Annotated in this window: 17 protein-coding genes, 2 tRNA genes and 1 other annotated feature; of the genes, 7 read left to right on the forward strand and 12 right to left on the reverse strand. The window is 36.4% G+C overall.

Annotated elements, in window-relative coordinates; translation table 11 throughout:
- Positions 1 to 116: 116 nt before the first annotated feature.
- The 8 genes from IGJ76_RS09635 to IGJ76_RS09670 form a co-directional block, all read right to left on the reverse strand.
- A complete protein-coding gene (locus IGJ76_RS09635; RefSeq protein ID WP_075491917.1) occupies positions 117 to 2,762 on the reverse strand; it encodes a valine--tRNA ligase in 2,646 nt (881 codons plus the stop codon).
- A 46-nt stretch (positions 2,763 to 2,808) separates the two neighbouring features.
- Positions 2,809 to 3,047: a binding site (T-box leader), on the reverse strand.
- A gap of 55 nt (positions 3,048 to 3,102) precedes the next feature.
- Positions 3,103 to 3,756 (reverse strand): redox-sensing transcriptional repressor Rex, encoded by a 654-nt coding sequence (locus tag IGJ76_RS09640; protein WP_067480232.1) that lies wholly within the window; start codon positions 3,754 to 3,756, stop codon positions 3,103 to 3,105.
- Positions 3,757 to 4,290: 534 nt separating this feature from the next.
- The gene (gene thiI / locus IGJ76_RS09645) at positions 4,291 to 5,502 is read right to left on the reverse strand and encodes a tRNA uracil 4-sulfurtransferase ThiI (protein WP_071869414.1); all 1,212 of its coding nucleotides are present in this window, start codon (positions 5,500 to 5,502) and stop codon (positions 4,291 to 4,293) included.
- Positions 5,503 to 5,518: 16 nt separating this feature from the next.
- Complete coding sequence (locus IGJ76_RS09650; protein WP_067480227.1) at positions 5,519 to 6,661, reverse strand: cysteine desulfurase family protein; 1,143 nt, start codon at positions 6,659 to 6,661, stop codon at positions 5,519 to 5,521.
- A 744-nt stretch (positions 6,662 to 7,405) separates the two neighbouring features.
- On the reverse strand, positions 7,406 to 9,127 hold the full coding sequence (locus tag IGJ76_RS09655; RefSeq protein ID WP_075491913.1) for a septation ring formation regulator EzrA: 1,722 nt from the start codon (positions 9,125 to 9,127) through the stop codon (positions 7,406 to 7,408).
- Between the two features lie 232 nt (positions 9,128 to 9,359).
- Positions 9,360 to 9,896 carry an HAD family hydrolase gene (locus IGJ76_RS09660; protein WP_067480217.1) on the reverse strand — a complete coding sequence of 179 codons (537 nt, stop codon included), beginning with the start codon at positions 9,894 to 9,896 and terminating at the stop codon, positions 9,360 to 9,362.
- A 34-nt stretch (positions 9,897 to 9,930) separates the two neighbouring features.
- Positions 9,931 to 10,776, reverse strand: a complete 846-nt coding sequence (locus tag IGJ76_RS09665) for a Cof-type HAD-IIB family hydrolase (protein WP_067480214.1) — start codon at positions 10,774 to 10,776, stop codon at positions 9,931 to 9,933.
- A 17-nt stretch (positions 10,777 to 10,793) separates the two neighbouring features.
- Complete coding sequence (locus IGJ76_RS09670; protein WP_071869410.1) at positions 10,794 to 11,627, reverse strand: DUF72 domain-containing protein; 834 nt, start codon at positions 11,625 to 11,627, stop codon at positions 10,794 to 10,796.
- Positions 11,628 to 11,874: 247 nt separating this feature from the next.
- Here IGJ76_RS09670 and IGJ76_RS09675 point away from each other — a divergent pair, with 247 nt between their 5' ends.
- Positions 11,875 to 12,843, forward strand: a complete 969-nt coding sequence (locus IGJ76_RS09675; protein WP_071869409.1) for an asparaginase — start codon at positions 11,875 to 11,877, stop codon at positions 12,841 to 12,843.
- Between the two features lie 63 nt (positions 12,844 to 12,906).
- Here IGJ76_RS09675 and IGJ76_RS09680 read toward each other — a convergent pair whose 3' ends face one another.
- From IGJ76_RS09680 to IGJ76_RS09695, 4 genes are all read right to left on the reverse strand, one after another.
- Positions 12,907 to 13,644 (reverse strand): acyl-ACP thioesterase domain-containing protein, encoded by a 738-nt coding sequence (locus IGJ76_RS09680; protein ID WP_067480208.1) that lies wholly within the window; start codon positions 13,642 to 13,644, stop codon positions 12,907 to 12,909.
- 15 nt (positions 13,645 to 13,659) lie between these two features.
- Positions 13,660 to 14,493, reverse strand: coding sequence for a fructosamine kinase family protein (locus tag IGJ76_RS09685; protein WP_071869408.1), 834 nt, complete (start codon positions 14,491 to 14,493; stop codon positions 13,660 to 13,662).
- A 236-nt stretch (positions 14,494 to 14,729) separates the two neighbouring features.
- On the reverse strand, positions 14,730 to 16,058 hold the full coding sequence (locus IGJ76_RS09690; protein WP_067481320.1) for an aminopeptidase C: 1,329 nt from the start codon (positions 16,056 to 16,058) through the stop codon (positions 14,730 to 14,732).
- Between the two features lie 151 nt (positions 16,059 to 16,209).
- A tRNA-Asn gene (locus IGJ76_RS09695) sits at positions 16,210 to 16,283 on the reverse strand.
- 261 nt (positions 16,284 to 16,544) lie between these two features.
- Between IGJ76_RS09695 and IGJ76_RS09700 the strand changes: the two genes are divergently transcribed.
- From IGJ76_RS09700 to IGJ76_RS09725, 6 genes are all read left to right on the forward strand, one after another.
- Positions 16,545 to 16,617 (forward strand) — tRNA-Thr (locus IGJ76_RS09700).
- Positions 16,618 to 16,812: 195 nt separating this feature from the next.
- Positions 16,813 to 17,109 (forward strand): DUF5960 family protein, encoded by a 297-nt coding sequence (locus IGJ76_RS09705; RefSeq protein WP_430596574.1) that lies wholly within the window; start codon positions 16,813 to 16,815, stop codon positions 17,107 to 17,109.
- A 5-nt stretch (positions 17,110 to 17,114) separates the two neighbouring features.
- The gene (locus tag IGJ76_RS09710; RefSeq protein WP_430596575.1) at positions 17,115 to 17,387 is read left to right on the forward strand and encodes a hypothetical protein; all 273 of its coding nucleotides are present in this window, start codon (positions 17,115 to 17,117) and stop codon (positions 17,385 to 17,387) included.
- 95 nt (positions 17,388 to 17,482) lie between these two features.
- Positions 17,483 to 17,617, forward strand: a complete 135-nt coding sequence (locus tag IGJ76_RS09715) for a hypothetical protein (protein WP_261768399.1) — start codon at positions 17,483 to 17,485, stop codon at positions 17,615 to 17,617.
- A 165-nt stretch (positions 17,618 to 17,782) separates the two neighbouring features.
- Positions 17,783 to 18,232: a hypothetical protein gene (locus IGJ76_RS09720; protein ID WP_067481108.1), complete on the forward strand. Its 450-nt coding sequence runs from the start codon at positions 17,783 to 17,785 to the stop codon at positions 18,230 to 18,232.
- Positions 18,233 to 18,244: 12 nt separating this feature from the next.
- Complete coding sequence (locus IGJ76_RS09725; RefSeq protein WP_430596576.1) at positions 18,245 to 18,682, forward strand: helix-turn-helix transcriptional regulator; 438 nt, start codon at positions 18,245 to 18,247, stop codon at positions 18,680 to 18,682.
- Positions 18,683 to 18,759: the final 77 nt, after the last annotated feature.

An 18,759-nucleotide genomic window follows, 5' to 3' on the forward strand; every position in this document is an offset into this window, starting at 1 on the left:
TTTCTTAGTCTTCATTTCAAAAAAAGAGAAGACCAAAAAATTCTGGCCTCCCCTTTATGCTTAAATTTCTTTAGTTGTAAGCATTATTTTGTTGAAAGTAGTTCTTTTTTCACTGTTTAGCCAATCGTACGCAAACTTTCAATACGATCTTTAACAGCGGCTTGTTTTTCTAAATAATCTTTTTCTTTTGCACGTTCTGCCTCAACAACATCATCAGGCGCATTGGATACAAAACGTTCATTACCAAGTTTTCCTTGAACTCGTTTCACTTCACCTGTCCATTTAGCTAATTCTTTTTCAAGACGTTTGATTTCTTCTTCAATATTGATCAATCCAGCCAATGGTAAGAAAATTTCAGCCCCTGTTAGGACAGCAGACATTGCTAAATCTGGTGCAGTAATCTCACTTGAAATAACTAATTCTTCCGGATTACAGAAACGTTCAATATAATTGGTATTCTCAACCAAGAATTGATCAATTTTGGGATCCGTCGTCTTAATCAATAGAGTGATTGGTTTTGATAACGGTGTATTCACTTCTGAACGAATATTACGTACTGCACGAATCAACTCTTTTAGAACTTCCATTCCTTTTGAAGCTGTTTCGTCATCAAATTCAGGACGAACAACAGGATAGTTAGCAACAACCAATGAAGTACCTTCATGTGGGATATGTTGCCAAATTTCTTCCGTTACAAATGGCATGATTGGATGCAACAGACGCAAGATTTGATCTAACGTGTGGACTAAGATACTACGTGTTGTTTGTTTTGAATCAGTATCATCCCCGTAAAGAACTTCTTTACTCATTTCGATATACCAATCACAAAAGTCATCCCAGATAAAGTTGTACAATTGACGACCTGCTTCACCAAATTCAAAGTGGTCAAATAAATCTGTTACTTTAGCAACTGTTTCATTTAGACGTGTCAAAATCCAACGATCAGCAACTGATTTTTCACCAGTTAGATCAATGTCGTTACTTGTCATGCCTTCCACATTCATGATAACAAAACGTGAAGCATTCCAAATTTTATTGATAAAGTTCCAAGCAGCATCCATTTTTTCATAACTGAAACGCATATCTTGTCCTGGCGCAGAACCATTTGATAAGAACCAACGAAGTGCATCAGCACCATATTTTTCAATGACTTCCATTGGATCAATTCCGTTGCCCAGTGATTTACTCATCTTGCGACCATCTTCTGCACGAATCAATCCATGGATTAAGACGTTATTAAATGGTCGTTCCCCAGTAAACTCTAAACTTTGGAAAATCATTCGGCTAACCCAGAAGAAAATAATATCGTAGCCAGTCACCAATGTGCTTGTTGGGAAATAACGTTGATAGTCTTCACTCTCTGTATCGGGCCAGCCCATTGTTGAAAACGGCCATAAAGCAGAGCTGAACCATGTATCTAAAACATCAGGATCTTGTACCCAGTTTTCGCTATCTGCAGGTGCTTCCATTCCAACATACATTTCGCCAGTTTCTTTGTGATACCAAGCAGGAATTTGATGTCCCCACCATAATTGACGAGAGATAACCCAGTCATGCACATTGTCCATCCAACGTAAGAACGTCTGGTCAAAACGTGGTGGGAAAAACTCTACGGCATTATCTGTTTCTTGGTTTTCAATTGCTTTTTGAGCAAGTGGTTGCATTTTAACAAACCATTGTGTTGATAAGCGAGGTTCAACAACAACTCCTGTACGTTCAGAATGACCGACACTATGCGTCATCGTCTCGATTTTGATTAAACGCCCAATTTCTTTTAAGTCATTGACAACCGCTTTTCTTGCTTCAAAACGATCCATACCAGCATATTTTCCAGCTAACTCGTTCATTGTACCATCTTCATTCATTACATTGACACGAGGTAAATCATGACGATTACCAACCTCAAAGTCATTCGGATCATGTGCTGGTGTAATTTTAACAACACCTGTTCCAAATTCCATATCAACGTACGTATCCGCAACAACCGGAATTTCTTTGTTAACTAATGGTAAGATAACTGTTTTGCCAATCAACTCTTGGTAACGTTCGTCATCGGGATGAACGGCTACTGCTGTATCCCCAAGCATTGTTTCCGGACGCGTTGTTGCAATCTCAACGACACCAGAGCCATCAGCTAGTTCATAGCTCATATGGTAAAATGCGCCTTCGATGTCTTTGTGGATTACTTCAATATCAGATAACGCCGTTCTAGCTTGTGGATCCCAGTTGATAATGTACTCACCACGATAGATCAACTCTTTTTCATATAACGTCACGAAAACTTTACGGACAGCTTCTGACAAACCATCATCCAAAGTGAAACGTTCACGACTATAGTCTAAAGACAATCCCATTGTTGCCCATTGTTCCCGGATATGGCTAGCATATTCTTCCTTCCAATCCCAAACTTGATCGATAAATTTTTCACGCCCTAAATCATAACGAGAGATTCCTTGCTCACGAAGCTTTTCTTCTACTTTTGCTTGCGTTGCAATTCCTGCATGGTCCATTCCTGGTAACCATAATGTATCGAAACCTTGCATTCTCTTTTGGCGAATCAACATATCTTGTAATGTTGTATCCCAAGCATGACCCAAATGTAATTTACCTGTTACATTTGGTGGTGGAATAACAATCGAATAAGGTTTCGCTTTCTTGTCACCACTTGGTTTGAATAAATCTTGATCTAACCAGTTTTGATAGCGACCAGCTTCAACTTCTTGCGGATTGTATTTTGTTGATAAGTTTTTTTCTTCCGTCATCCTGTTTCCTCCTTTAAAATAAAAAAAGTCCTAAAATACTTTCGTATTTTAGGACGTATAATTTACGCGGTACCACCTAATTTGTACTAGCAAGTTTTGCTACTACCTCTCAAGTGAGTTAACGATCACGACTCGTTTATCTCTACTCCCTCATTGAATAGCATAATGAGATTCAAGACAAAGACTTCCAAGCTACCTTCACCAGCTATTATTAAGAACGTTTCAGCTATTCGCTCTCTCTCTAAAAATAAATCACTAGTTACTCCTCTTGTTCAACGTCATGATTCATTCTACATTCCTTTTTTTTATGTGTCAACTAGACTTTATTATTAGCTAACAGTTAAGAGAAAACAGTTGAATAATTTTCGTCAAAATAAATCAGGGTTTGCAGTTCTGTTGTTAAGTCAATGTACTGAATATTGATATGCTCCGGCACAACGACCCGGTCAGGTGCAAAATTTAAGATAGCTGTAACTTCACTTTTGACAATTTCATCAATAGCTGACTGTGAGTATTTGCTTGGCACAGTGGTAATCGCTACGCTGACTTGCATTTCTTTTGAGACTTCGGCAAAACGTTCGATTGGATAAATCGTTAAGCCATCTATTTCTCGGCCAATTAGTTCAGGATCATTGTCAAACACACAAACGATATTTAAGTTATCATTCCGACGAAAGTTATTATGTCGTAAAGCTTTTCCTAAATTTCCATAACCAACTAACGCGATTCTTTTTTCTTCACGGGTATTTAAAATACTATTAAAAACTTCGATTAGGAAAGGAACATCATACCCATAACCACTTCTTCCCAACTCGCCAAGATGTGAAAAATCTCTTCGAATCGTTGCAGGCGGTACTTGCGTAATCTCACTAAATTCTTTTGATTTGATGCGAACAATTCCTGAATCATCCAACATCTTTAAGTAACGTAAGTATAACGGTAAACGTTTTGCTGTTGCTTTTGGTAACGTTTCAGATTTTTTCAACTCTCGCATGTTCAAAGCTCCTTGTTCATATTTTCACATATTTAGTGTATCATGTTTGAATCGTTGGAACAAGCTTTCATCCCAATGAAAAAAGCAAAGGACAATAAAAATCATCCTTTGCTTTCTAGTTAGTCAATCCATTAATCATCTAGTTCTTTGCTATTTTTAAAAAAATACCTGCTTGTTATTATTTGATTTCGAAGTAACCCCTCGAAATTACTCATAACTGTTCAAAAATATAAAAACTATTTTTGTCAGTTATTCATTATTTTTGGGAGCTGGAAGTTTTGCGCCACAACCTTATTTACGGTGTTCCCAAAGTAGCTTCTTCGGTAATAAGTCCTCTTTTCTTAAAAATATGGAAAGCTATTTTTAGAAAAGCTTTCTTATTGCTTGAAGCTAAGCACTTTGCGCCACAACCTCTTTCACGGTGTTCCCAAAACAACTCCTCCACATAGCTTTCAGTCATCTCAAAATATGAAAAACTATTTTGAATGCCTGCTCGCTATCTTTTCGGAGCTGAACATTTTGCGCCACAACCTTTTACAACAAATCAGCAAATTCCTCTTCTTGCTCCTGAGCAGCTTCCACACGAATACCCACGATTTTCAACCCTGCCAGCGCACGCTCAATCATTTCATCAATCGCTAAACGCTCTTCATACTGATGAACTTTATCCAAGTTTGGACGCGTTTTTGGTTGTGGCGGCGCAAATATAGTACAGCAGTCCTCGAATGGCTGAATGGATAACTCAAATGTATCAATTTTTTCAGCAACTTCGATAATTTCTAGTTTGTCCATTGTTGCCACAGGACGAATAATTGGTGTATTTGTTACTTCATTGATTGCAACCATACTTTGCAATGTTTGAGAAGCTACTTGGCCTAATGATTCACCATTTAAGATAACCAACCCATTGCGAATGCGACGGATTTCATCCGTTAATCGTAACATCATTCGACGAGTAATCGTCATCCAGTATCCTTGTGGGACTGATTTTTTAATTTCTTCTTGAATTTCTGTAAATGGTACTTCAATAAACTGAATTGTTCCCACATAAGGTGCTAACTTAGCAGTTAAGTCTTTTGCCTTTTGTAAGGCTTGCTCACTTGTATAAGGTGGGCTAGCAAAATGAACAGCTTCAATTTCGACACCACGTTTCATAGCAAAATAGCCCGCAACAGGTGAGTCGATCCCGCCAGATAACATTAACATCCCTTTACCACTTGTTCCGACAGGTAGTCCCCCCGCACCTTTGATTGTTTCATAAGACAGGTAGGCGCCATCCCGACGAATTTCCACACGTAATGGAATATCTGGTTTTTTCATTTGAACGTTGATTTCTGGGAAAATATCGAATACAGCGTTTCCCAGTGTTTGGTTCAATTCATTACTGGTTAATTCAAAATCGTGATCGCTACGTTTCGCAACAATTTTAAATGTTTGCTCACCTGTATAAATTTCTTTCATGATTGCTTGAACACTATCTTTTAAGACTTGAACATCTTTTTCTACACGAATACTTGGTGAAAAATTTTGAATACCAAAAATTTTTGCAAGTTTTGGTATAACCAAATGACCATCTGCACCATTTAACAATAGATGCATGCGATCACGATCTGCATGAATTTTGATTTCTGGGAACTCTTTTAACGCTTGACGCACATTTTGTGCCAACTGCATAATAAACGTTTTGCGATTTTTCCCTTTTGTTGATAGTTCACCGTAGCGAACCATAATTTCACTATATTTCACAGGAACACTCCTTCATTTAATTAATAGCTGAGAACTTTTGATAAAGTTGTTTAAAAATAATCATAAACTGTTCTACTTCAGCCATTGAATTGCTTTCATCCAAACTAATTCGGACAGCAGATGTCGCCAAATCATGAGGAACATGCATCGCATGTAATGTACTACTAGCCATGTGTTTACGAGAAGAGCAAGCACTCGTTGTTGAAATAAAGATTTGTTTTTCTTCCAACGCATGTACGAGTACTTCACCACGAATTCCTTTTAATGAAAAACATAAAATATGTGGTGCATACTTTTCTCCTTCAGAAAAAATCGTCACCTTGTCATACGTTTTCAGCGCACCGATTAATGCCGTTTTAAGATTTTGTGTATGCTCAGGTTTTCGTGCTTTCGTATCTAAAGAAAGTCGTAATGCTTTTGCCATTGCGACGACTGCAGGAACATTCTCCGTCCCGCTTCGTTGATTGTTTTCTTGTCCTCCACCAGTTAGTAAAGGTGCTAAGCGACGACCTTTTTTCCAATAAATAAAACCAATTCCACGAGGTCCATGAAATTTGTGCGCAGAAAATGTCGCAAAATCAACACGTTCGGTTAACCATTGGTCAAATGAAACTTTTCCAATTGCTTGTACGGCATCAACATGAAAGTGAATTTTTGGATAGTCTGTTAAAAATTCACTGATTTCTTGAATTGGTTGAATGGATCCAACTTCATTGTTGACACCCATGATTGAAATCAGCACGGTTTCTTTGCGAACTAGTTTTTTAAGCTCTTCTACAATCACGAAACCATTTTTATCCACAGGCGCAATACTAACTTCCATTCCTAATTCTTTCAGTTGTTCGGCGGTTTCACTCACTGCGGGATGTTCGATTCCAGAAATAATCAAATGATTGCCATATTCACGTTTCTCGATCATTGTGCCTTTTAGAACCCAATTGTCTCCTTCTGTTCCACCAGAGGTAAAATAAATTTCTTCTGGAGTTGCGCCAATAAGCTCAGCAATCTGCTTTCTTGCCTGTTGTAATAAACGATTGGCTTGGTTACCCAAGTCATGTAAACTTGATGGATTCCCAATAATCCGCTGACTTGTCTTCACATAGGCATCTAAACTTTGCGGAAAAATTGGGGTTGTCGCGCTATTGTCAAAATATATCATAAGAAACCCCTCTTTTTTGAAATTCTTTTCTATTATAACGGTTGTCCTATATGCTTTCAAGAATTCTTTTTTTGCAAAAGGTTGTGGCGCAAAGTGCTTAGCTTCAAGTAATAAGGAAGCTTTTCTAAAAATAGTTTTCCATATTTTTAAGAAAAGAGGACTTATTACCGAAGAAGCTACTTTGGGAACACCGTAAATAAGGTTGTGGCGCAAAGTACTTAGCTTCAAGCAATAAGAAAGCTTTTCTAAAAATAGCTTTCCATATTTTTAAGAAAAGAGGACTTATTACCGAAGAAGCTACTTTGGGAACACCGTAAATAAGGTTGTGGCGCAAAACGTTCAGCTCCGAAAAGATAGCGAGCAGGCATTCAAAATAGTTTTTCATATTTTGAGATGACTGAAAGCTATGTGGAGGAGTTGTTTTGGGAACACCGTGAAAGAGGTTGTGGCGCAAAGTGCTTAGCTTCAAGCAATAAGAAAGCTTTTCTAAAAATAGCTTTCCATATTTTTAAGAAAAGAGGACTTATTACCGAAGAAGCTACTTTGGGAACACCGTGAAAAAGGTTGTGGCGCAAAACGTTCAGCTCCGAAAAGATAGCAAACAACTGACAAAACACTACCTCTCCAAAAAAATTTTCCACAGCTTACTTTCTTCCATTAAACAGACAAAAAAAGAAAGTAGGATCAGTTTCCCACTTTCTTTTCTTTATTTATTGTTGATTATGCAAACTAAGCGTTGGCTAACTAAACTAAGTCAGGATTATTGAAGTAAAAATCTTCAATTCGCTTAAATGCACCTGGTTCCACACGTTCTAATGCTGTGCCGATTTCATCCAAAGCTTCTTGATATTGATTTTCTTTATTAAATAAATAAAAACTTTTATCAATTGCTTCTTTGATTTCTGCATGAGTATGACGATAACGATTTGCATATTGCAACATTTGTTCAGTCAATGCAGCAGCATCTACTAAGTCATGCGTTTTCTTATCCAGTAGTTCCAAATCTTCTTCGCAAAGATCAACTAAGCGATTGACTTCTTCCATGTTGATTCTGATTTTATTCAAAACAACACTTAATTCTTCAATTCGGTCAGTTGCTACGTAGAAGAACTCTAGATAGTCTTTTGGTAAGCCTGGCAAACGTTGTTTTTCAACAAAACGTTTTAGACTACGCAATTTAAATTCAAACACATCGATTTTTTCTTGCGCAATCTTTTCACCTTTTCGTAATTCATGTAATGAGTCATCGATTTCAATTTGCTGAGTTTCGATATCTTCCAAGACTTTGAAGACATTCTTGTAAAAAGTCCGTACTTCAGAATAAGGAATCTCATGTTTCTCAATTTGTGGTGTCATCTGTGTATTTTGGCGCTCGATTTCTTCCACTTCAGATTGGAAACCACGTACTCGACCAATCTCGTTATGATTTAGTGCATAGCTTTGAGAAGTATGATCCAATTCAATCAGTAATTGACGATTGTTTTTTGTTGCATGTGTGATATACTCGTCAATCGTTGCTTGATTTTTCATCACATATGCTTTGGCTTCCATTTCTCTTTCTAATACATCGTATAACGAATCGATCAAATCAGCTGTTTCACGATTTTCGATTTCAACCGTTTCAACTTCTGTTTTTTCGAGATTCGCAAGTGAACTTTCAATTCGTTTGTTCACACGCTCAATATCGTTCGCAAAATCTTCCTCTGGGAAAACATATTCTTCCTTCAAAAGCTTTGTATAAGTGTCGTTGATCTCTTCGATTTGTTCTGGGAAAGTTGTATTCAAGTCTTCGAATAAAGGTGGTACTTTTTTCATCCAAGCTTCAACTTCATACGTACGCTTTTCAGCATTATCCAAAACTTCACGGGCTTCGACAGGATCACCTGAGGTATTTAACGTTACAAATTTAGTAAATTCATCTTCAATCGTCTTAATTTGTTTGCGTAACTCAGCGATTGCCGGACCGTACTCGTTTTCGTCCTCATTGACTTTTTTCTTCAATTCTTCATAGACATCCAAAGCTTGTTGGACAGCTAAAGAGTTACGTTCTTCTGTTTCGCGCAATTCTTTTAAACCATCACGGATCTCAGTAACTTCTTTTTCCATTTTATCCATAGTAGCTTCAGCAACTAGGACAGCTTTCTTGCCTTTTAAAAATCGAAAACTTTCATTGAGGTTCTCAACTTCAAAAATTTGGCTTTCTAACTCAGCAAATGAAGAGGTAGATATGTCGTTCCATTTTTGACTCCATTCACGAAAAGTATTTTGGCTTTGCCCAACCAGATGCATCTTCTTTACATCATCAACTTCTTCTATCACAGGCAAGTCGAATAATTCTTCCTTGCGTTTTTCCAAAGCATTCAACCGGTCTTGATTTTTTTTCTTTAGCAAATAACCAACCAGAAAAACGACGATGGCTACAATAATAATTGCAGTGACGATTCCGATGATAACATTACTTCCCATTTAAGGTTCCTCCGTTTTCAATGTGCATCTCTTTACGCACGAAATAACATTCTTTCACGCATAAAAACCAATAGTAATCTTTCGTGTAAAAAGACATCTATCTTAGATTATAGCACACTCTTTTCGAGCATTCACTAACTTAGAAAAAAATCTTTCATTTTTATCTAAGCAAAACATAACGAAATTTTGGTTATTTAATTTACATTCAGACTTGAATTTAATCAAGGAGCAATTACTCTTTTTCTGTGATTTTTTGTTGTGCTTGAGCAATTTGATTCGCAATTTCTTGTTTAATTCGTGGCTCAGGCGCGTAGTCTTTTTCCCAATTTTCAGGTTTCAATACTTTATTGGTCACAGGATGATAATGTGGTTGTTGATCTGGAAAGAGTTTTCCCATATTTGCTTGATGCACAATATCAAAAATGTTCGTTGGATCAACGCCTAAAAGTGAAAATGATCCGTAAGTAAAGTACAAGATATCTGTTAGTGCATCAACTTGTTCAACGAGTGGCTGTTGCCCCCAGTGTTCTTTGGTTAGCATCTTTTGTTCTGCTTGATCGATTGCTTCATGAAGTTGTTGGACAGCCTGATGAAGCTGATCTTTTTGCCCATTAGTCGTTGCAGCAATCAGCTCGACTAATTCTTCTGCTTTGAATCCAGCACGATAAATCGCTTCTTTTTCTGAAAATGCAGTGGGCTGCTCTGGTTTTCTTGGATCAAATACTGCATGAAATTCTTCCACTTGCTCAAAAGGCGTCTTGTCTGACATCTTGTTTATTCCCTTCCATTAATCCTTAATTGGTTTATTTTGATGTTCCGATTCCAAAGTGTTGAAATGCTGCAAATATCCCGGCTTGGTCGTTTGTTTTCGTGATATAATCTGCGGCTGCTTTTACGCTCGGCTGCCCATTTTCCATCGCGACACCAATACCAACACCTTTCAACATCTCTACATCATTAAAATGATCGCCAAACGCCATGATTTCGGACATTTCAATGCCTTTTGCTTTGGCAAATGCCTGAATTCCTAACAATTTGGACCCCCCTTTAGGAATCATGTCAACGGTATAGGTATTCGAACGTTGAAACGTACACTCTGGGAAAGTTTTACTTAATTTTTGTTGTTCCGACTCTGCGCTCAACAAAATACATTGATAAACTGGCTCTTTCAGAATGGGCAAAGTTTCATACCTTTCTTTTTGTCGGTGTGGACTAAAAAGTTGCAACATTTTTTTTAATAAACGGACCGGAAATTTTTTTGGTAATAACGCAACTAAACGTTTGATATTTGTTGACTGGGCAAGAAGCATTGTAGACGATCCTTCTAAACGATCTCTTCCGCCAAATAAAATTTGTCGATGATTTTCATCTGAAAATACAACGATTTTTTGTAAAACAGCTGGTGTAAAAGGCTGACTAACCAGTGTCTCTTCTGCTGTAAAAACAAGTTGACCATTGTAGACCACATACATATCAAGATCTAGCCCGTCTAACATTTCCTCTAATCGTATAGGACTTCGCCCTGTAGCTACCCCACATAAGATTCCTTGTTTTTGGGCTTCCTGGATTGCTTTTTTTGTTGACGCAAGCACTTTTGAATGACTATTAACCAGTGTGCCATCGATATCAAAAAAGATTGCTTTAATCATATGTCTCCGACTCCTTCTTAGAATAAGTCAATCTGGGTTGGATTCAGTCCCTCTGGCTTAAGCCCCAAAATACGTTGTAATGCCAACGCATTTTCAGCAGCATCTCCGCCAGAATTATTATTGAAAATAATTCCGATTTCTTGCGTTTCGTCTTGTAAAGCGATGATTTCTTGCGCTAATTCTTCTAGTTCTTCTTCCGAATAACGGTAAAGTGTTCGTTTCTTGCGCCAATCTGCATCATTTGCTTGCCAGCCTTGCACATTTCGACCGTGAAAACGAAATAAAGTGAAGGCCTCATTCGTGATAAACAAATCTCGAGGAACCGTTGCATTCAATAATTGCGGCTCATCAATAATTGCTAATGAAAACTGCGCACGACGCATAAAATCATGTGTTCTTTCTAAATAGTTTTCGCTGTACCAAGAATAGTCACGTAATTCAATTGCGACAGGTAAGCCCTTAAACCAAGCATGTAATTTGCGTAAATATGCGACACTTTCTTTTGTACATTTAAACGAAGCAGGAAATTGAATCAAAAAGCAAAATAACTTACCAGCATCACTCATCGGCTTCATCACATCTAAAAACTTATCAATCATTTCTTTCTCAGACTGATAATAGTCTTGCCAATTTCCCTGACCACTAATACCTTGATAGGCTTTCACAACAAAACGAAAAGAATCAGGAACTTCTTGAATCCATTTTTCAACAGATGTTTTCCTGGGAATTCCATAATAAGCGGTATCTAATTCAACAAGCGGTAAAAATGCGCCATATTCAAACAAGGTATTATTTTTTTTACCGGTTAATTTATCATGTTCTTTAAATGAGGTCAGACCTACACGAATCATCTACTTCCCTCCTAATTTGTTTTAGCAAAGAGCTTTCTAAAAATGAAAAACTCAACTGCATTCTCCGCTAAGATAGTGGAAAATAAGCTGAGTTATCTAAATACTTCCATAAGCATAGACTTTTATTTGTCTTTTTATCAACAGAATCAACCAAATCTCACTTGTTTTCATAGATAGCAAAACTCTTTTATATAGTATACAATAAGCATGAAACTCTATGCAAAATTATTGGTAAGGAAGTCGTCGAATGAAAAAAATTCTTGTACTACACACTGGCGGAACAATCGCCATGAAAGAAAATGTTTTAACCGGTGGCGTCAGTCCAGATGTTGCCAATCCATTAATGGATGCAGAAATCCAAATTCCCGAAAATGTGGAGCTATTAGTTGAAGATATCTTTAATCTTCCCTCCCCACATATCATGCCAAATCATATGCTGATTTTGAAGAATCGAATTCAAGAAGCGATCAAAGCTGGCGTATCAGGTGTCGTTATTACACATGGTACAGATACATTAGAAGAAACAGCTTTCTTTTTAGATACAACGATTGGCGAGCAACTTCCGATTGTCTTAACAGGGGCGATGCGCTCTAGTAATGAACTTGGTAGTGACGGCTTATATAATTTTGAAAGTGCGATTCGAGTAGCTAGTTGTGCTGAAGCAAAAGATAAAGGTGTCCTGATTGTGATGAATGATGAGATTCATTCCGCACGTTACGTAACGAAAACACACACCACAAACGTAGCTACTTTCCGAACACCAACTTTAGGTCCCATTGGTTTAGTTACTAAAAATCGAATTCTTTTTATGCAAGAACTCTTGCCTACTCGTCACTTAGATATTGCAACAGTGGATGGTGTCATTCCAATTGTAAAAGCCTATGCAGGAATGCACGGAGAATTGATTGAAGCACTAGCTCACACTAAAGTAGATGGCTTAGTTATTGAAGCCCTCGGTGCAGGAAATCTTCCACCACAAACACTTGCTGCATTAAAAAAACTACTTATTCAAAAAATTCCAATAGTTCTTGTTTCAAGATGCTTTAATGGAATTGCTGAACCAGTCTATGATTATTCTGGTGGCGGTAAAGAACTGGAAGACATGGGTGTGATTTTCTGCGATAGCATCAATAGTCAAAAAGCACGACTAAAATTGTTAATTGCGCTCAACTATGGTCTTTCTGCGAAAGAACTAGTTACATTTATTCATAACTAAAGAAATCAAAACAAAAAGAGGTTGGAATGTACCAAATGTACAGCTATTCCAGCCTCTCTTTAATTATTTATGCTCCCACATGATATTCGCTTCACAGTAAATTTGATCCTGCATTCGAATTTCATGTCTAGTTTTAACACCATTTTCCACAGGAATTTGTTCAAAATGACTTTCGATTTCGTGACCATACTCAACCTCTTTATCAAAGCGAATCACGACACTTTTTGGTACATGCGTTGTTAAGAACTCACGGCCCAAAACATCAATCATCCAGTTAAAATACATTGCATTATTCACATGCTGATTGCTATCAATGTCATAAAATCGAACGCGATAAGGCAACATAAAACCTGCTTCAATTTTCTCGATTTTAGGTTGTCTTTTAATTTTTTTGATTTTTTCACTTTCAAAAGGTGCGATGATTTCTTCATTCACACTACTCATTTTTCGATTCACAAAGTCCATCAAAACAAACACAGAATCAATCTTTACTAATTCATTTCCTGCTTCATCATGAATCCAGAAGTTTCGATAGCAAAAATATTTATTATACTCCATTGCTTGGGTTGTCACATTGACGATTTCACCCACTCGTGGAAGTCGTGTAATTTCCATCGAATAATTAGTTATCACCCATGTTAACCCAAAATTTTTGATAAAGTCACTACTTCTCCCCAGCGAATCACTTTGATCCTCTGATGTTTTAATCACGATTCCTAGCATTGCTGGAAAAGTCATCGTTTGATTAATATCACATTCGTAATATGCTACTTCATGTTTTCTGGAATATTTCTTTGCCAAAAAATTATCCTCCTCTTACTTCCTAGCTAATAATTGATCAACTTGCGCACCATAACTTTCGCCAAACATATTCAAGTGAGCAAGTAAATAATATAACTGATAGACAGGTAAACGTTCTTCCCAGCCTTTATCCAGCGGATTTAGTTCTTGATAGCCTACTAAAAATTCAGGGCGAAAACCGCCAAATAACTGACTCATGGCTATATCTTGCTCGCGATTACCATATGAAACAGCTGGGTCAATCAACACTGGATGTCCTTGTTGGTCAAAGAAAACATTACCACTCCACAGGTCACCATGCAAGAGGCTCGGGATAATCTTTTGTTTCCCGACATCTCGTAAAAAAGCTTCTTTGAATCGAAAAAATTTTTCTTGTCGCCAGTGATTCCAATGATTATTCGCTTCTGCAATCATGAGTTGCTTTTCTAGTCGATTCTTAAAGAAAAAGGTCCACCAATTTTCTTCAAAAGTATTCGTTTGTTCCAAAATACCTAAATAATTATCTTCATAAAAACCAAATTGTGGTGCCGTTGCTTGATGTACTGTTGCCAAGGCACGTCCTAAGTCTGCTTGATCCCCACTTCCAGGCTCAATCCATTCCATTAGCAAGTAAGCTCCTTCGATTGTTTCGCCTAATAAATAGGTTTCAGGAACTCTGACATAAGGTGACAATTCTTTCAAACCATTCACTTCGACTTCAAAAAAACGACGTTTGACTTTTGGGTGAATCTTTAAAAAATAAGTTCTCGTTTGGTCTTCGATTCGATATGCCTGATTGACATCCCCACCAACAACTGGTACAACTTTACCAGTCAGATTTAATTCTTTTAGCACCGATTGAATTTCCATCTTATTCCCCCCCTAATGTAAATAACTCAGCCCTTTCATTTCTCAATTACCCACAGCACTTATTTAACCTTTCTGTTATTAAAAATTATAGCATAGCTGATTAAAAAAACATTGTTCCTCGATTGAAGAACAAAACTAAAAAAACCAGTTCAGAGCAAATCAAGTCAATGATTTGTCTAAACTGGATTTCTTTCGAATAATCAACTATTTAGGCCATACAGCCCATACTATTTCGATTAAGCTAAAGCGCCCATTGGATCCCAAGGTGCTAAAACAATTGGTTCTGCGTTAAATGCCGCAAGTTGTTCTTCAGTTAATAAGTCTTTTCGAACAACGATTTGATAAGTATACTCATCCATCCATTCATCACTCATTACAAAGAAACCTTTTGTTCCAACTTTTTCTCCCCAACTATTTTCAACTTTCCATTTAGTTGATTGATCGTCCACTAGATCAACACCCGTTAAGACCATTGCATGGGTCATCAAGCTTTCACCAAAATCTAAACGTTCAGCTTTAGTCATTGTAAAATCAACATCAAATAAATCATTCATATCATACGCGTCTAGCGCCATGATTCCACTATCTCTAGTTGAAGATTGACCTACATCGCAGCCAAACCAAACAGATTCTCCTTGTTCCAATTGTGCAATCGCTAATTTTTTAAATGTTTCCATATCAACATTTAGATATTTAACTTCTTTTCCACCAACGACATTGCCTAACATTTCAACTGTATATGAGCGATCAAAAGGCTTGTCTTCAGTTGGCGCATTAATGATGCTAACATAGTCGTCCAAATTCACACCAACATACTTATCGTAAAACGTTTTTGGTGTTAGATTTTGGTCGATATGGTAATTTTTGTCTTCATCACGGTATTCAAAATCAAAAGATTCTGGTGGTGTGCCTAATGAAATAGCCAAAAATTGATACACTTCTTTAAGCATTCCTTCTTTTTTAGCTTGAATTTCTGCTTCAGGTAATCCTTCAGCAACCATTTTGCGCAAAGTAACTGCATCTTTACGTAAAATTTTGTTTAAATAATTATTTAAGTCGCGAGAATTAGAACTATTTGCACTTTCTGGCATAACAGATTTAGGAACTACTCCATATTTTTGGAATAAAGAAACAATCATATCCCATTGGCCACCATCTTGTTGTGGTGTTGCTAACAAGAAGGCTACTTTACGGCTTGTTAAATCCTCTTTACCAGTTGCAATAACATTTTCATAGAAATAATTTGCTTTTTCATACTTATCCCAGAAAAAAGTATAATTCTGTGATAATTCAAAATCTTTTAATTGAAATTGAGTAAGCATTTTATGACGGAACGTATTCAATGCTGCAAACATCCAGCAGCGTCCAGATTGTTTTTGATTTGCGACATTCCCTGTTGCTAAATCAATTGAAAATACGGGTGTATTTGCAACATGAGCAGAAATATTCTCTGCTGATGCAGAAATTCCGTTTTTCACAACGGTACGCTGTAGCGCCTGTTGTTTATTGTTTTCTAAAAATTGTTCCTCAAATTTTTTTGTCATCTCAGGTGTAATAGCTGACATCCAATCATCCTTTCCAAATCCATGATACAACCATCATTCTACTCTTCTACTCTACTAATTTCAATCTGCTAAATAGACTTTCCCAAGGAGAACAACTATTCAAATGGAAAACAAAAAAACACAACTCCAAAAAGTTGTGTTTTTATTCTTACTCCGGCAGTAGGACTCGAACCTACGACATCATGATTAACAGTCATGCGCTACTACCAACTGAGCTATGCCGGAATCAAGTACATAAATATAATAGCAATTTATTCCATCACGTGCAATACTTTTTTTGTTTTTTTTAAGGTTTTTTTGCTAGAAAAAGGTCATTGCTCTTTCCGTTATTTTCAAATGCGGTAAACTACTTTCTCATTCATAAAATACCATACAAAATAATTCTCTAACTCACTTATTTCCAATCCATTATGTTCACTTTTCACTATAAATAGGATTGACAAATTTCAATATTTTCGCTATTCTATTAGTTGTAAAAATATTCATGCCGCTTTAGCTCAGCTGGTAGAGCACCACCATGGTAAGGTGGGGGTCGACGGTTCGAGCCCGTCAAGTGGCTTCCTTAAATAGCACAATACGTTGTTAAAACAGCGTATCTGTGCTGTTTTTTTATTTTATTCCACGAAAATACCACAAAATCATTTTTATTTTAAAATATTCGCTTCTTATAGTAGTTAAGTATAAACTAGTCTAATATCTTTTGTAAGTTTACAAAAAGAACATTTGTTCGTATAATGTTTTTTGAGGTGATACTATGCTAGAAATCGATGGGTTCTATTTGTGGTTCAATTATGATCCGTCGCACAAATTCGTTAACGACTTGTATAGGTTTTGGAATACTGAAATCATATTTGAAGCTATCGAAGATAGATTACTAATCAATTTATATTATAGTCAAAAGAATTACATTAAAATATCTGCATCTAAGAGTAGGAATTGTAAGCCAGTGTACTTTCTATTTGATGTAAAAACAGATGTCCCCGATGTGCGTAAAAAACACCAACGCTACGACTACGCTGGCTATTCTTTCATTAAACCAGATAAGGAGTGATCGCTTTGGAACGACTTTATGGAACCATTGATAAAATAAAAATTGTGCAATATAGTTCTACTCCGCTCGTCCGCTTTAGTTTGAATGATGTTAATTGCTTAATTGCTAATCACAGTTTGAACTTCTTAGCCGATGTCGAAGAAAAAATGAATATCACTATTTTTGGATATTATAATAGTAGAAAACAATTTGTCGTAAAAAAATATAAGCTAAATAGCAAACCAAAAATCGTTGTCGAATTTGAAAAGAGCATTTATCCAAACAAAAAACCTTACTAAAAAGTAAGGTTTTTTTGCTTTTTATTATGTAAAAGTGTTGACCTATATCTATATCCGATATATAATAAATATATAGTCAAGGAGGTGATAAACGATTGAGTCGGAAAGATAAGAGGGAAGAAAAAAAGCTTGAACAGCAAAAACAACTTACAACTAAAATCGGATTAGCAATCGCAGTGCTTTCTCTGATTGATAAGTTAATAGATTTGCTGAACAAGCTACTCAAGTAGGGTTAAGGGCTGAAAAGCCCTCCCTTCCCTTTTATTATATCATATATGAAAGGATTGATTTAAATGAAAAGAAAATTATTAAATGGATTTTTAATTATTGTGATGATAATTTTGATTATTTCAATCGTAGTTAAGTTAGCTAACTTATTTTGAGGAGTGAACAGCATGACAGAAAAAAAGACATCAGACGCACAAATTAAAGCTAGTCGTAAATGGCAAGAAAAAAATAAAGAACAAATGAACTATATTAGAAAGCGATCTGCCGCACGTGGATTTTTGAAAATTACTAACAAGGAAGATATCAATGAAATGGAACAATTACTTAAAAATAGAAAAGAGGAACTTGTCATGGAAGAATACGAATCATTAAAAACGTTTATCGAAAACGACTACGCAGAAAAAGATTTTGGACACGGCGATTTAGAAGAATTTGATCCAGAAAAAATTATGAATGGTGAAACTGTAGAAGTATTATCAGACGATTTTGGGCATAAGCATTCTCGCGTAAAAGTAATTATTTCTTCAGATGACCTTAAACTAAACGACACACTAGACGTATATACTGTTAATTTTATGGATAAAGAAGTTTATGTTTACTATGTAAATGCCGATTGAGGAGATTGCAAAATGAAAACTGAATTTGCAGGTATTACCTCTTACTTTCAAAACGAAGTAAAAAAATATCGAGTTGACTTAGTCGTCAATCGTAAACACTATCAAAAAAGAGGATTTACAACTTTAGAGTCTGCTCGTAAATACAGAAATGAATTAGAAGAAAAATACAAAAAAACTGTTCAAGTAAATGCGGACGATATTGTTCGCACTTACTTGAATAATAGCTCTATTCGAGAAACAGCTATTCATCATAATATGTCACGACAGAAAGTGCGAAAAATTTTGATAACTGAAGGTGTCTACTCTACTCCACAAAGCATTAAGATCAATGAGTTGCTATCTAGTGGTTATACAACACAAGAAGTTGCTGAAAAACTTTCCGTCTCTGTCGGTACAGTTAATAATTTAGCCGCTTACCGCAAAGGTGAATATGGTGTTGGTGAAAAATAAAAAGCCCTCAGCCAATATTGATTGGTTGAGGGCTTTCGCAACCTGAAGAATAATCAGGTACATAAAGTTATTTCATA

The organism is Enterococcus sp. DIV0175 (assembly GCF_050529075.1).
In the GTDB taxonomy this organism is placed as follows: Bacteria; Bacillota; Bacilli; order Lactobacillales; family Enterococcaceae; genus Enterococcus_B; species Enterococcus_B thailandicus.

Bases quoted from the DNA above. Each gene is read 5' to 3' on its own strand.
- IGJ76_RS09720 (WP_067481108.1), top strand. From the start codon at position 17,783: ATGACAGAAAAAAAGACATCAGACGCACAAATTAAAGCTAGTCGTAAA.
- IGJ76_RS09660 (WP_067480217.1), bottom strand. From the start codon at position 9,896: ATGTCAGACAAGACGCCTTTTGAGCAAGTGGAAGAATTTCATGCAGTA.
- IGJ76_RS09690 (WP_067481320.1), bottom strand. From the start codon at position 16,058: ATGTCAGCTATTACACCTGAGATGACAAAAAAATTTGAGGAACAATTT.
- IGJ76_RS09665 (WP_067480214.1), bottom strand. From the start codon at position 10,776: ATGATTAAAGCAATCTTTTTTGATATCGATGGCACACTGGTTAATAGT.
- IGJ76_RS09670 (WP_071869410.1), bottom strand. From the start codon at position 11,627: ATGATTCGTGTAGGTCTGACCTCATTTAAAGAACATGATAAATTAACC.
- IGJ76_RS09685 (WP_071869408.1), bottom strand. From the start codon at position 14,493: ATGGAAATTCAATCGGTGCTAAAAGAATTAAATCTGACTGGTAAAGTT.
- IGJ76_RS09725 (WP_430596576.1), top strand. From the start codon at position 18,245: ATGAAAACTGAATTTGCAGGTATTACCTCTTACTTTCAAAACGAAGTA.
- IGJ76_RS09705 (WP_430596574.1), top strand. From the start codon at position 16,813: ATGCTAGAAATCGATGGGTTCTATTTGTGGTTCAATTATGATCCGTCG.
- IGJ76_RS09635 (WP_075491917.1), bottom strand. From the start codon at position 2,762: ATGACGGAAGAAAAAAACTTATCAACAAAATACAATCCGCAAGAAGTT.
- IGJ76_RS09650 (WP_067480227.1), bottom strand. From the start codon at position 6,661: ATGATATATTTTGACAATAGCGCGACAACCCCAATTTTTCCGCAAAGT.
- IGJ76_RS09655 (WP_075491913.1), bottom strand. From the start codon at position 9,127: ATGGGAAGTAATGTTATCATCGGAATCGTCACTGCAATTATTATTGTA.
- IGJ76_RS09675 (WP_071869409.1), top strand. From the start codon at position 11,875: ATGAAAAAAATTCTTGTACTACACACTGGCGGAACAATCGCCATGAAA.
- IGJ76_RS09640 (WP_067480232.1), bottom strand. From the start codon at position 3,756: ATGCGAGAGTTGAAAAAATCTGAAACGTTACCAAAAGCAACAGCAAAA.